At 49.2% G+C, this 13,927-nt stretch carries 13 protein-coding genes; 8 read left to right on the top strand and 5 right to left on the bottom strand.

The window, feature by feature from the left end:
- Nucleotides 1–23 precede the first annotated feature (23 nt).
- The 5 genes from wecB to DFQ01_RS04035 are packed head-to-tail and all read left to right on the top strand — an operon-like array spanning nt 24 to nt 4,601.
- Entirely contained in the window at nt 24–1,115 is a 1,092-nt protein-coding gene (gene wecB, locus DFQ01_RS04055) for a non-hydrolyzing UDP-N-acetylglucosamine 2-epimerase (RefSeq protein WP_110042597.1), read from the top strand.
- The gene (locus tag DFQ01_RS04050; protein WP_110042596.1) at nt 1,108–2,091 is read left to right on the top strand and encodes a polysaccharide biosynthesis protein; all 984 of its coding nucleotides are present in this window, start codon (nt 1,108–1,110) and stop codon (nt 2,089–2,091) included. The genes wecB and DFQ01_RS04050 overlap by 8 nt, the downstream gene beginning before the upstream one ends.
- Nucleotides 2,088–2,918, top strand: coding sequence for a dTDP-4-dehydrorhamnose reductase family protein (locus tag DFQ01_RS04045; protein WP_110042595.1), 831 nt, complete (start codon nt 2,088–2,090; stop codon nt 2,916–2,918). Before DFQ01_RS04050 ends, DFQ01_RS04045 begins: the two co-directional genes overlap by 4 nt.
- Entirely contained in the window at nt 2,915–3,871 is a 957-nt protein-coding gene (locus DFQ01_RS04040; RefSeq protein WP_110042594.1) for an NAD-dependent epimerase/dehydratase family protein, read from the top strand. Before DFQ01_RS04045 ends, DFQ01_RS04040 begins: the two co-directional genes overlap by 4 nt.
- A gap of 4 nt (nt 3,872–3,875) precedes the next feature.
- Nucleotides 3,876–4,601, top strand: a complete 726-nt coding sequence (locus DFQ01_RS04035) for a glycosyltransferase (protein ID WP_110042593.1) — start codon at nt 3,876–3,878, stop codon at nt 4,599–4,601.
- 115 nt (nt 4,602–4,716) lie between these two features.
- Here DFQ01_RS04035 and DFQ01_RS04030 read toward each other — a convergent pair whose 3' ends face one another.
- From DFQ01_RS04030 to DFQ01_RS04010, 5 genes are all read right to left on the bottom strand, one after another.
- On the bottom strand, nt 4,717–5,817 hold the full coding sequence (locus DFQ01_RS04030; RefSeq protein WP_110042592.1) for a glycosyltransferase family 4 protein: 1,101 nt from the start codon (nt 5,815–5,817) through the stop codon (nt 4,717–4,719).
- A 48-nt stretch (nt 5,818–5,865) separates the two neighbouring features.
- Nucleotides 5,866–6,591, bottom strand: coding sequence for a glycosyltransferase family 2 protein (locus DFQ01_RS04025; RefSeq protein ID WP_110042591.1), 726 nt, complete (start codon nt 6,589–6,591; stop codon nt 5,866–5,868).
- A 172-nt stretch (nt 6,592–6,763) separates the two neighbouring features.
- Nucleotides 6,764–7,765: a ketoacyl-ACP synthase III gene (locus tag DFQ01_RS04020; protein WP_110042590.1), complete on the bottom strand. Its 1,002-nt coding sequence runs from the start codon at nt 7,763–7,765 to the stop codon at nt 6,764–6,766.
- A gap of 247 nt (nt 7,766–8,012) precedes the next feature.
- The gene (locus tag DFQ01_RS04015; protein WP_174812560.1) at nt 8,013–8,261 is read right to left on the bottom strand and encodes an acyl carrier protein; all 249 of its coding nucleotides are present in this window, start codon (nt 8,259–8,261) and stop codon (nt 8,013–8,015) included.
- Between the two features lie 11 nt (nt 8,262–8,272).
- Complete coding sequence (locus DFQ01_RS04010; protein ID WP_110042588.1) at nt 8,273–9,067, bottom strand: helix-turn-helix domain-containing protein; 795 nt, start codon at nt 9,065–9,067, stop codon at nt 8,273–8,275.
- Nucleotides 9,068–9,610: 543 nt separating this feature from the next.
- Here DFQ01_RS04010 and DFQ01_RS04005 point away from each other — a divergent pair.
- From DFQ01_RS04005 to DFQ01_RS03995, 3 genes are read left to right on the top strand one after another with little or no spacing between them, the layout of a single operon-like run.
- Nucleotides 9,611–9,898, top strand: a complete 288-nt coding sequence (locus tag DFQ01_RS04005; RefSeq protein WP_110042587.1) for an acyl carrier protein — start codon at nt 9,611–9,613, stop codon at nt 9,896–9,898.
- Between the two features lie 51 nt (nt 9,899–9,949).
- Nucleotides 9,950–11,953: a carbamoyltransferase family protein gene (locus DFQ01_RS04000; protein WP_217490344.1), complete on the top strand. Its 2,004-nt coding sequence runs from the start codon at nt 9,950–9,952 to the stop codon at nt 11,951–11,953.
- Between the two features lie 47 nt (nt 11,954–12,000).
- Nucleotides 12,001–13,917: a carbamoyltransferase C-terminal domain-containing protein gene (locus DFQ01_RS03995; RefSeq protein WP_110042585.1), complete on the top strand. Its 1,917-nt coding sequence runs from the start codon at nt 12,001–12,003 to the stop codon at nt 13,915–13,917.
- Nucleotides 13,918–13,927 lie beyond the last annotated feature (10 nt).

Genomic DNA, 13,927 nt, shown 5'->3' with positions numbered 1-13,927 from the left:
ACGAAGGGACAGGAGGAAAGTCCATGCGTGTCATGACGATTCTAGGAACAAGACCTGAGATTATTCGATTGAGTCTCATTATTGCGAAGCTGGATCAGTTGGCGGAGAAGCATGTTCTCGTTCACACCGGACAAAATTTCTCGCCTTCGTTAAGCGGCATTTTTTTCGAAGAGATGGAAGTTCGTTCACCGGACTATACGCTGTCTTCGGGCAAGCAGACGCTCGGTTCGCAGCTATCGGCGATCTTCGGAGAGATCGAGCAGGTGCTGCTGAAGGAGAAGCCGGATGTCGTGCTGCTGCTTGGCGATACGAACAGCGCTTTGTGCGCCATTGTAGCCGAGCGGATGGGGATTCCGGTTCTTCATATGGAAGCGGGCAATCGCTGTTACGACTTGAAGGTGCCTGAGGAGAAAAACCGACGCATTATCGATGCGGTGTCGACGATCAATATGCCCTATACCAGCTATAGCAAAAGCAATCTGCTGCGGGAAGGCGCACCGGCAGAGCGCATTGTGCAGACGGGTAATCCGATCAACGAGGTGCTCAACCATTACATGCCGCGAATTGAAGCGAGCAGCATCATGGATCAGCTGGGGCTGACCGCTGGCCAATATGTGATCGTGACGGCGCATCGGGCTGAGAACGTCGATGATCCCGCACGTCTGCGGTCGATCATCGACGGCCTCAACATGGTAGCGGATAAGTGGGAGCTTCGCATTGTGTGCAGCGTCCATCCGCGGACTCGCTCGAAGCTGGAAGGCGGCGTTGTGCATACGCTGCATCCGCTTGTCGAGCTATATGAGCCGTTTGGTTTCCTTGACTTCGTCAAGCTGGAGAAGTATGCACGGCTCGCCATTACCGATAGCGGGACTGTGCAGGAGGAGTGCTGCTTGTTCGGCGTGCCGACCGTGACGATCCGCGATACGACGGAGCGTCCGGAGACGGTCGATTGCGGCAGCAATGTTGTGTGCGGCTTGAAGCCGGAAAATATCGCTGGCGCCGCTGCCGTCATGATGAGTTTGCCTGCGAACTGGTCTGTGCCCGAAGGGTACAAAGCGGACCATGTTTCAGACATTGTGGTGAAATATGTGCTTGGAGGGAAATGGGATGTTTAACAACTCGCGTATTCTGGTGACGGGTGGAACCGGTTCATGGGGGTACGAATTAATCCGTCAGCTGCTGCCGCAAAACCCGAAGCAAATCATTGTCTATTCCAGAAACGAATCGAGCCAAGTGGCGATGAGCCGGTTTTTCGAGGATTCTCGTTTGACGTTCAATATTGGTGATATTCGTGACAAAGAAGCGCTGATGCGGGCTTGCGAGCGGGTGGACTATGTGTTTCACTTGGCAGCGCTCAAGCATGTGCCTGTGTGCGAGGATCAGCCCTACGAAGCGCTGAAGACGAATGTAATCGGCACGCAGAACGTGATCGAGGCTGCGATCGCGAATCGCGTCAAACGCGTGATCTACATCTCGACGGATAAGGCGGCGAACCCTTCGAACTTCTACGGGATGACGAAGGCGATTGGCGAGAAGCTGATCGTATATGCGAATCTGCTCCGTTCGGAGACGAAATTCGTATGCGTACGCGGCGGCAACGTGCTCGGCACGAATGGCAGCGTCGTCCACCTGTTCATCCATCAGATTCAATCCAAGCGGCAGGTTGGCATTACAGATTTGCGTATGACGCGGTTCTTCCTGACGCTTCAGGATGCGATCAAGCTGCTGTTCAAAGCGTCGGAGGAGAGCATTGGCGGCGAGATTTTCGTCATGACCATGCCGACCTGCCGCATCGTCGATCTGGCTGAGGTGCTGATGGAATCGCTGGGACGGCAGGCGGAGATTGTGGAAACGGGCACCCGTCCGGGCGAGAAGCTTCACGAGATTCTGCTGACGGAATTCGAGAGCAAGAGCACGGTCGTGTACGATGACGAATATTTGGTCATTCTGCCGCCGCTCGATGTACCTGGACTGAAGGAGCATTACAGTTCTTATGCGCCAGTCGAGTTCGACAGCTTCAGCTCCAGCCAGAACATTATGGATAAGGAGCATATCCGTCAGCTGCTGGTGCGCGGGGGGTTCCTCGCATGAAGCTGCTTGTGATCGGCGGCAATGGAATGGCCGGTCATGTGTTGGTTCAGTATTTTCGCAAGGTAGAGGGCGTAACCGTCCTGCATACGACGCGAAGAGCCGAGGATCACGACGGCATCACGCTTGATGCATCGGACTTTGAGCAGGTACTGGCTGTCGTGACTGCGCATCGCCCTGCTGTCATCGTGAATGCAGTAGGCGTTCTCAATGCGGACGCGGAGCAGCATCCGCTTGCTGCCTATCGCGTGAACGCGCTGCTCCCGCATTGGCTGCGCCATGCTGCGGATACGGTCGGAGCGCGTCTCATCCACATTAGCAGCGACTGCGTATTCTCGGGTAGAGCCGGCCTGTATACCGAGCAGGATACGCCTGATAATCCGTCGGTGTATGGCCGGACGAAGGCGATTGGCGAGGTGACGGATCCGCGGCATCTGACGATCCGCACCTCCATCATCGGTCCTGACGACAATCCGAGCGGAATCGGTCTGCTGCAATGGTTTCTGCTGCAGACGGGGACGGTTCGAGGCTATTCCCGCGTGTATTGGAACGGTGTTACAACCTTAGAGCTGGCGAAGGCGGTTCACTATGCGCTCCGGCACCCTCAGATTGGCGGACTTGTGCATCTTGCGGCGCCAGAGGTGGTCAGCAAGCTGGAGCTGCTGCAGCTGTTCCAAGCGGCCTTTGGCCATTATGAAGCGGTCATTACACCAACGGAAGAGCCTGTCATTGATCGGACGCTGCAGCCGACGCGAGTCGATTGGAGCTATGAAGCACCGTTTTACCGGCAGATGCTGAGTGAATTGGCGGCCTGGATGCGATCGACATGAACGGCATGCGCGTACTGGTGACAGGAGCGGGCGGGTTTTGCGGCGAGCATGCGGTGGCCTATTTTCTGCAAAGAGGATGGGAGGTTATAGCTGCTGTTTCTCGCCGCAAGGACCGCGGGGCTGCTTCGTCGAGCAATGAACGCGGATATGAAGTCATCGCCTGCGACTGGACGGATTGGGATGATGCGCGGCGCGTCGTTGCACAGACAAGACCGGATGCCGTTATTCACCTGGCTGGATTGAATGCAGCTGGAGGCTCCTGGCTGAACCCGGCAGCCTATCTGATGACGAACGCGATGGGAACGGTCCACTTGCTCGAAGCAGTAAGGGCCGCAGACCGTCCGTGCCGCGTGCTCGTTGCCGGTTCGATGCTGCGGTTTCGACCATCTGAAGATCGTAATTCACCTCCTGCGCCTCCTCATCCTTACAGCCTTAGCAAAACGATTCAGGTGCTTGTCTCCCAAAGCTGGTCTTCCTTGTATGGTATGGATGTCATCGTTGCTGAGCCATCCAACCTGATCGGCCCCGGCCGATCGCAAGGATTGTGCGCGCTGTTGGCGCGTTATACGGCGCAGTCAGAGGCAGCGGAAGCTGCAGGCGAAACGGTTGCACCGTTCCGCCTGTCGTCGCGCGATGAGCGGCGCGACTTCCTTGATGTGCGCGATGCGATGGCGGCATATGAGGCGCTGCTGCGAAGCGGCGTAAGCGGGTTAGTCTATCCGGTTGCTTCCGGCCAGTTCGTGACGCTGGAGCAGCTGTCCGTTCAATTCACGACGCTTGCGCACAGCAAGCTGGCGTTCGAGATTGGCGATTCGGCGGCGCCGTCGCCTGATCCGGTCGATCTGAGCGGCATTTACGCGCTTGGCTGGCAGGCACGCATACCGCTGGCGCAATCGATTATGGATGCGCTGGACGATGCGAGAGCGATTTTGGCACAGGGAGGAAGGGGGTGACAGGGTGATTCAAGGCAATCCGAAAGTATCGATCATCATTCCGTTCTACAACGATCCTTATGTCAGAGAAGCGGTGGAGAGCGCGCTTGCGCAGACGTATCCGAATGTGGAAGTCATCGTCGTTGATGACGGATCGACCGTACACGCGGATCTGCTCAAGCCGTACGTGGGCAGAATCAGTTATCTGGGCAAAATGAACGGCGGCACGGCAAGTGCGCTGAACCACGGCTTCCGATATGCGAGCGGGGAGTATATAGCTTGGCTTAGCTCCGACGATTTTTTCTACCCGGATAAAATTAAGCGTCAACTAGCTGCGATGCAGAAGGCAGAAGCCTGGATCAGTCATACGGGATTCGATGTGATCGACGGCAAAGGCAAGTATACGCAAGTAGGAATTATTCCGCCGAAGGCTGCGCATGACATGCTGCGGACGTTCCGTAACAGTAATCCGATCAACGGCTGCACGGTGATGATGAAGAAGGAACTGTTCAAACGGATCGGGATGTTCAATGAAGCTCAGCGGTATACGCATGATCTCGATTATTGGTACCGCGTCATGCTGGCAGGTTATCCGGTCCATCTGACACCAGAGCCGCTTATCGCGTACCGTTGGCACGAGGGAATGGGGACGGTACAGCATAAAGAAGCGATTGAGCAAGAAACAAGAGCGCTGTTCCGTCACTATGAACAACGCTGGTCGTATTATCTCAAGCAGCTCGGCATCCGTTAAGTGATGCTGGCTGTCGCGCCGGTCCCGGCAGGAACAGCGGCAGAGGAAAATATACCGCTCCGCTGGCCCTCGCCCATGGTGAAGCTGGACAAGCTCTTCCTCTAAAGGTATACGGTTATCGGACACCCAGCTGTCGCAGAATGGCATGGAAGCCTGCAGCATATATAGCAGGGTGAAATTCGGATCGTACCCGCTGCTCGGCACGACTGACGATGTCCTTGCGCAGCTTCTGATTGTGCCTCAGATGCTGTGCGGCATTCGCAGCGCCTGCGATGTCTCCTAAGTTGTAGTAGATGCCGTGAACGCTATCCTCTACCATCGTTCGGATGCCGTCATTATCGCTTGTTACAATGGGGCACCGGCATAACATCGATTCCAAGGCAGCGTAAGGAGCGCCTTCAGACAATGAAGTCATCAGCAGCAAGCCGCCGGAATCGGCAGCTGCTGAGAAGTAGTCTGCCATCTGCATACGGGGTACATGTGGCAGCAGCTTGACGCGGTTTAGCAATCCGAGTGAATGGATGGCATTGGACATCGACAGCCGATCCTGCGGTGTTGATAGGGAGGGATCCTCGAACATCCACAGCTCGGGATTTTCCCCGCGCTTCACTAGTTCATGCGCGATGAGCAGATATTCCGCCCAGTTCTTATTCGGCTCAACTCGTCCGATCCATAGGAGAGGCATCGGCAGATTTTGATTAGCGGGATTCGAACGATAGTGGAAGACATCCGCATTGATCGGGTTCGGCATGACGTACTTCACTTTATGCGGCATCATGACGCTGAGCAGACCTGTAATGAGCGGGCTGCCTGGATGAAGGATGGCGGTTGCGTGCGGCTGAATATACCCATACATATTGGATATTTCACTGCGCGCTTTCTGAGGAGGGCCAAGCCCTTGGATTTCGAAAATAATCGGGCCAGCGTAGCCGATCTCGCGCAGCGTCTGCACCACTGTGTACCAGGAGCTGACCACGATAGCGGAGGGGGGATGCTGACGCAGCAGCTCGCTGAATTGCTCCGGCTTGGTCATGTCTAAATAATGGACGGGACAGGGCATTATGCCTTGGGTACTGCCGATGCCCTGCTGGAAGTAGATCAGTCTGCAGCGAATGCCGGCTTTCTGTAAGGCGGGTATGCGTTCGCAATTAAGCGTATGCATGCCGCCGCTTGGGATGACGAACATGAACCATATTTCCATAGCTGCCTTGCGCACCTTCCTTTCTTCCTGCCGCACGGATCATTAGCTAAGTGGGTCGGGTCCTTATCCAGGTGTGCGTGCAATCAGTGCTGTAAGAGCAGGGCGGTACATATTGCCAATATTACGAGCTTCCTGCACGATCGTGTCGTAATGCTTCTTCGTTCCCATTCCCGGGTGCGTCCGATATACGGTCAGCGACTCATTGATGAATGGGAGAGCGAAGCCAGCAAGCACGATTCGAATCCACAATTCATAGTCGTGCGTATAAGGAAGTCGATCATTAAACCCGCCCATCCCGATGAACAGCTGTTTCGTCATCATGATCGTACAACCATTGATGGCACAGCCGTCTAGCAGGGAGCTGTAGAGTGCTTTGGCGGAAGGAAACTTGGCGGACGCATTGTGGACTGTAATCGTGTAGTACTGATCGAGGGTATCAAAATCGGTATAGCTGATCTGTGCACCAGTCGCCTCCATATAAGCAACTTGATGAGCGACTTTCGTCGGCTTGAACTGGTCATCAGAGCTAAGCCACGCGACATATTTGCCTGTTGCTAGGCTCATCCCGTAATTGAGTGCGCTCGCTGTTCCGCCGTTTGCTTTGCCGATGTAATGGATTCGGTTCAGATAAGGAGCGAGCTTATCCTGGTGCATCGTAGACCCGTCGTCGATGACGATGATTTCGATATTGGGATAGGTCTGATTAAGCGCGCTTGCAATAGCTTGATCAACATAGGGGCAGTTGTAGAAGGGGATAATAATAGACACCAATGGCATGCCCGGCTGCATGATGGGTATCCTCCGTTCGTTCTCGTAGTAGCTCTCTTGATAGCATACGAGAATCGGAGGAGCAGGGACACGTCATCTGCTCCTCCTCAGAAGACTATTTTGCTGCGGAAAGCTGGGCTTGGTGGTTTGTTAATAGAAGCATACCGACGTCGGCTTGCTCCCAGCTTCTAGCTTACAGACTCCAGCGTAACAGAACGCCTGCCTGAGTCAGTCCTGCTCCGAAGCCGTACAGCAGCACCATTTGGCCTGTCTTCAGCTTGCCTTCTCGTACAGCCAGATCAAGTGCAAGCGGAATGGTCGCCGACGATGTATTGCCATAATTCGTGAGCGAAGTAAGCGTATGCTCGACTGGAATGTCGGAACGCTCGCAGATGGATTCGATTATACGAATATTAGCGCTGTGCGGCACGAACCAGTCAATGTCGGCTACCGTTAACCCGGCACGCTGAAGCAGCTGCTCGATGCCAACAGGAACGGTGCCGACCGCCCATTTGTACACCTCGCGGCCGTTTTGTACGATCTTGCCTGGATTCTGCAGCGCATGTTCACCGATCTTCTCGGACAAGCCGGACATATATACATGATGACCGCCTGCGCCGGTCGTTACGGAATAGGAAGCAAGCAGATCGCCTTCCCGATCATCATCCGCCTCAAGCAGTACGGCGCCTGCGCCGTCCCCGAACAGGATGCACGTCGTGCGATCGGTGTAATCCGTGACCTTCGTCATCGTGTCGGCGCCAATGATAAGCACCTTGCGGGCTGCGCCGGACAGGAGCAGACCGTTCGCATTTTGCAGCGCGGCTGCGAATCCCGCACAGGCGGCTTGCAGATCGATTGCACCGCATGTGCCAATGTTGAACGCCTGCTGAACACGAGCCGAGACGGAAGGGAACGGCGTATCCGGTGTGGTGGTGGAGACAATGATGTAGTCGACATCTTCCAGCTGAACGTTGTATCGACGCTGCAGGTCAGCAACGGCTTCGATGCATAGATCACTGGTGTATTGATCCGGTGCCGATACACGGCGCTCCGAGATGCCTGTGCGCTGCACGATCCACTCATCGCTCGTCTCGACGAGACGCTCGAGGTCAGCGTTCGTTAATTTATGTGCAGGGACGTAGGAGCCGATTGCGGTAAGCTTAGCGTTGGAACGAAAGCGGGCGGATGAACTCATATCGATAACCACCTTGTTTGTCTAATATTAGTACCAGGTACTAGTATCTAATACTAAACATGTGGGGAGGTGGATGTCAATGGGGCTTTATTCATCTATTCCATTGCATAATAAAAGGCACAGACTCTCAAGAAGATTGAGGAGGCTGTACCTCTTATCGTAAACGCTGACGATTTATGTACTTTACTGCATCCCGATAGATGAGCAGTTCCACAGCATCTATGTATGTTTCTGTGCCTGCTGCGGATTAATAAGGCTGGCCATACAATTTTCTCTTTACACGGGCTATAATATCTCGCTTGTTACTGAAATTCTCAAAATACAATTCGTTGTCATCTAAGAGAATATTAAATTGATCTTCAAGCTGCACAATAAGCTCGATGATCTTCATTGAATCCAAACCATACGGGTAAAGTACTTGGTCCATTGCGATAGGGTGTTTGTGCTGCAATACTTTTCCGACAATACGACTGACTTTTTCATCAATTGCGTTCATGTCCGCGATCATCAAAAAATCCCAATACTTCTCATTTGTAAATGTTGATTCCGTCGGTATTCGACAGGTGTGCAAGAGAAATACCGTTTAAAGATCGTCGAGAATTGAGAATTATTGACGTAACCTAAATGAGTAGTGATGTCTTTAATACTCATGTTGGTCTCTTTCAATAGCTCGCTGGCTTTTTTCATACGTGTTACTTGAAGATATTTCATAGGTGTGATCTTAAACAGCTTCGTGTATGTATTGCTTAAATAAACAGGGTTGCAATTGATAAGATCTGCAAGCAGCTGCAACGTTAAGGGCTCCCCATAATTCAACCGAATGTAACGATGCACGATGATTAAGCGTTTATCTATTTTTCCTTGTGCCATAGCAGGTGAGATCGCTTTCAATTCATCGTTCATTTCTATTAAATCTAGTTTATTCCATAACAAATCTAATTGCTGTTGAGCTTCGGACAAATTGGCTTGGCTGGAATCTGAATTTAAATTGATTAGCCCATCTACAATAGGTACATCTTGCTTATTAAGAATATATAATTTCTCTCCCCCTTTGCTAATGTTTTGTGGAATAAAAGCTATTCCTTGAATTGTAACCATCCTTTCGTCGATTCCTTTGATTTCAAAACGTTCCCCAAGTATTAACTGTTCGCACCCTACTCTTCGCTCATTTCCATCGCATATTACTTTGATGGGATGATTGCAACTTATCAAAAAGCGCTGATTCAATCCATAATCAAATTGGATACTACCCTGAGAAAAGAGCATCTGTCGGTAGACCGAGGTTATTGTACACTCCGTCATTTGCTTAATCTCTCCCTATAAAAAATGCTGTTGCTCTTCATGACGATCATCGCTTTCCATAACGCGAGATGTACTTAAAGAAAGTAAACGTAGCTAGGAGGGCTTTGCTGAAATTACGAATAAATACTCGGATCTAGTTCAAGTGCTTCGAGTTGGAATGACAAGAAACGAAAACGCCAGGTCATGGGGTTAATGGACGTTGGGGCGATATGCATACAAACGTTGTGTTAGTAACAAGCGGTAGTGTTGATCATAGAGGAAATGATTTGGTCGGTGCATTGTTGTTAATATCACAACAAAATCATTTGTTATTAACTTACCCTAATTTTCCACATCAGTCAATCCGTATTAAATTTACCATTGCAAACGTTGACATATTGATGTGCGACCCGGGTCCGCTCCAAGCTCTATGTGGTATCGAATCAACGAGATAAATGTCAATATTACAGATAAATGTCAATATTACAGAAACGGTGGAAAGGTTATTGAAGGATGAATCGGTAGGATGTTATAAATAACTAAAAAGTGAAAGGAGATATAATTATGAGAGAAAATACAATCGATTCAAAATTTTTGGAAATAGTGAAGCAGGTGGCAGAGGGGTTAATGGATGAGAGTGTGTTTGACAAGGACTTTCTCGATCGCGATCTTCTTGATCTGGAAATCGATTCAATCACATTCATCAAACTCATTGTTGCGCTCGAAAATGAATTTGATATTGAATTCGATGATGGTTCTTTGGATGCAGAATATTTTAACACCTTGCAAAAACTAAAAGAATATGTAGAAGAACGGCTCCAAGTAACAGAGAGTAATTCGTCGGCGATATAAAGTAGGACCGGAACGGCAAAAGGCTTGAATCATTAAGATGAATGGAGGGAAATGATGCTGATTTTAAGTATTCACGGAGGATTGGAGCTGCCGCATGAGGATTTGCGAGCGTTCGATTTTGGAAGAATTCCTCATGATGCTGCGGCGGTGCTGGTGAAAGATGGTCGAGTCGTTGCGGCGATCGAAGAAGAACGGTTAAGCAGGATCAAGCATACAGGGAAATTCCCCCTGCATGCGATGGAATTTTGTTTGGAACAGCTTGGGGTAACGTATTCGGATATTGACCGAATTGTATTGACGGCCAGAGAACAAGAATGCGATCTGATCGTTCGAGACGAGTTTTTCTACCGGGATTCCCTTCATAAAAGCACGAGGGACTATTTGGCTGACGTGATAGATAAGCAGGACGGCACTCAAATTGACCGTAAAAAAATACAGTTCGTTGAACATCATATTTGTCACGCCGCAAGCGCGCATCTGATGTCAGGCTTTGATAGAAGCTTGACGGTGACGCTGGATGGGGAATCGAGGGAAGGCTATGCCGGATACATCATCAGTGCGGAAGGCGATCAATTCACTGTGCTCGATCGCATCCCGAACGAGCACAGCTTAGGGGCCTTTTACATTTCGGTCATTCGCGTGTTGGGATACCATCCGCATGACGAATATAAGGTCATGGGGATGGCGCCTTACGGTGATCCAGCCAAATTTAGAAGATACTTGAAGAAAGCCTATACGCTGCTCCCGGATGGGAAATTTTCGATCAATCTTGCTTGGTCAACAGCACTATTTGAATTTATGACGCCGCGGAAAAAGGGCGGTCCCATTACACAAGAGCATAAGGATTTGGCTGCGGCGCTGCAGGAAGCGCTGGAGACGATTGTCATGCACGTATTGAACCATTATCGTCAGGCGACAGGTCATACGAAGCTATGCTTGGCAGGCGGGGTAGCACATAATTGCTCGATGAACGGAAAAATCTTGTATTCCGGTCTCTTTGACGAGGTGTTTGTGCAGCCGGCAGCCCATGATGCAGGCAACACGTTAGGTGCAGCATTATTGTTATCCCAAAGGCTGGACAAAGATAAAGGGACGGAAACGCTTCGTCATCTTTATTGGGGAACCGAAATTGGCAGCAGTGACGACCTGAATGACTTGTTGCACCAATGGGATGATTTGATTGACTATGAAAAAGTGGACGATGTTGCAAAATCAACCGCAAAGTTGATTGCGGACGGCGCGGTTATCGGCTGGGTTCAAGGACGATCGGAATTTGGGCCGCGCGCATTGGGGAATCGAAGCATATTGGCGGATCCAAGGCCGGCAGAAAACAAAAATATTATCAATGAGATGGTCAAAAAAAGAGAAGGATATCGGCCGTTCGCTCCTTCCGTTCTTGAAGAATACGTGGGGGATTACTATGAGATGCCGGACACGAAGGCGCCTCTCTCTTTTATGAATTTCGTCCTAAGGACGAAGGAAGACAAGCAGTCTTTACTGGGCGCCGTTACGCACGTCGATGGAACGGCAAGAGTACAAACGGTGTCGAAAGAGACGAACGAAAAGTATTGGTCCTTAATTGATGAATTCAGGCAATTAACCGGCATACCGGTGTTGTTGAACACTTCATTCAACAATAATGTTGAACCAATCGTTGATTCGGAAGAAGATGCGATCGTTAGCTTTCTTACGACGAATATTCATTACTTGGTTATCGGTGATTACATAATCAAGAAAAAGGCGATCAGCAAGGAACAATACATGCATATGGTACCAGAAAGGCTGATCGGTTCGGAGTTGAAACAATCAATCGGCTATACGGAGGATGGAAAAAAACAAAATATCCATGAAATCCGAATGCATTTTGGAAATAAGTATAGCAAAGTCATTCCGGAAGCCGTATTTCAAATGATTGAAGAGTCCGATGGACATAAACCGTTAGCGGAATTGGTGCCTGAGAAGCCGGAAATTTCTAAAGATACGAAGGAGATTATTAGGGATACCTTCATCGATCTCTGGTCGTTAAGGCTGATTAAGCTGAAACCTGCGAAATAAGCACAAATTCCAATAATGAGAATATCCAATCGATTGGGAGTGATGATATGCAAGACGGATACTACTTGGCTACCTACATCGTTATCGATGAATATTGCCACGCGTTTGATATTGTAACGAGGCATGATAACAATATTGCACTATTCTTGAAGGAAAATGATAACGTTTCCTTGGTTCATTATTGGGAACTGGAACGTCTTACAGGGTATAAGCATCATGCGTATTCCTTCCTGAATACGGAACACGCAGTAGAGTTTATTAATGAATTACTTGCCGAGTATCATTTGACTATCGATGATATGCAAGAAGTTTGGGGATCTCCGAAGATTTCGACGGTGAATGATTATCACTCCTTTGTCGAAATGCCTGAATATGCTTATCACGGATTGTGTCACTTGTATTCCGGCGTTTTATTGAATACTGAAATCTTTCATAATGAGAAAATTTTAGCTTTCGCAGTGGACGGAGGGCCAGAATTTTTTCCTAAGTTGACTTCCGCAGCGGCGGAGCAGATGAAATATTATTATCCCGGCTGCTACGCAGATAAAGGTAAGGTTACTCATTTTCCGACAAATTCGCCAGCCCAGTTATGGGCATATCCCGCGTTTAGATATGGACTGCAGGAAGGAACGCTGATGGCCCTTGGCAGTGCTATCGAGTTTGATTGTCAGAAGGATTTCTTTCGGGAGTCATTGCTCATTCAAAAATACGACATCCTCTATGATACTTTTAAGGATCTGAATTTATTATTTAACGAATTGGAAGATGAGTTTGCCAAATTGCCCGAGTCGCAATTGAGCGACCGATTCACCTACGAGGAGAATAAAATCGCATTCGTTATGTGTATTATTCAGCAGCTTTCTAAAGAAATCATGGAACGAAATGTAGAGCAGGCGCTCCGCCAATTCGACATCGATCCGGAAGATACCTATCTTTCCATGACGGGCGGTTTTGCGTTGAATTGTCCGACCAATTCGCACTTAATGAACAAGTATAAATTTAAAGGCTTCATCGCCCCGCCTTGTGTGAACGATACGGGAATGTCTCTCGGAATCGGATTATATGCGTTTCATAAAAAACATGGGAAATTCAACTTCGATTTTCAACATGCATATTACGGGGACCGTGACCATTCATTAGACGAAATATTAACGAAATACAATCAATTCGTGAAAAGCCATGGCGACTTTATTGCCGATCAATTTCTTTCCGACATTAAAAACGATCCAATTGTTTGGTTTAATAATCGCTCGGAAGTGGGTCCCCGTGCCCTAGGCAACAGAAGTTTGCTCGCGGATCCAAGAAATGAGGATTCGAAGACTAAACTAAATATCATTAAAGAGCGAGAATGGTGGCGGCCGGTTGCACCGTTGATCATGGAGCAGCATCTGGGGCAGTGGTTCGAAGATGATATATCTTCGCCGTATATGCTTCAAACGGCAATCGTTAAAGAAGACAAATTCTCGCAGGTTCCGGCCGTCCTCCACTTGGATAAGTCAGCGAGAATTCAAACGGTTAATCAACAGGATAACGAAGATTTATACCAACTGCTGCAAATATTTAATGAAGACACGCAAGTTCCGCTGCTTTGCAATACGTCGCTTAACGATAAGGGCGAACCTATTATCAACAAGCTGGAAGAAGCAATGAATTTTGCGTTAAGAAAAAAAATAAAAGTGATCTATCTCAATAAAGTAAGAGTGGAGCTTGATGGATTCGAACAATACACCGAACAATCCCCTAACCCGCGTATGAAACAAACGTTTAAGAGAAAATCGGAGTACTCGGATAAACTTTACCGGCGAATTAACCCTCATAATCTCAATCCTAAATATTTTAACTTCCTAGGTTATTTTCCTGAAATCAGAACGGATCTGCAGAAAGGCTTAGAAGATGAGGTGAACACATACCTTCATCAAAAATGCGCCGAAATTAATCTGAATACGAATTATATGTTCAAATAGGTTGGTTCAA

Origin of the sequence: Paenibacillus cellulosilyticus, from assembly GCF_003182255.1 — a bacterium.
Lineage (GTDB): Bacteria > Bacillota > Bacilli > Paenibacillales > Paenibacillaceae > Paenibacillus_T > Paenibacillus_T cellulosilyticus.
The sequence above is the reverse complement of the archived record's forward strand: the minus strand, read 5'-3'. Positions and strand labels throughout refer to the sequence as shown.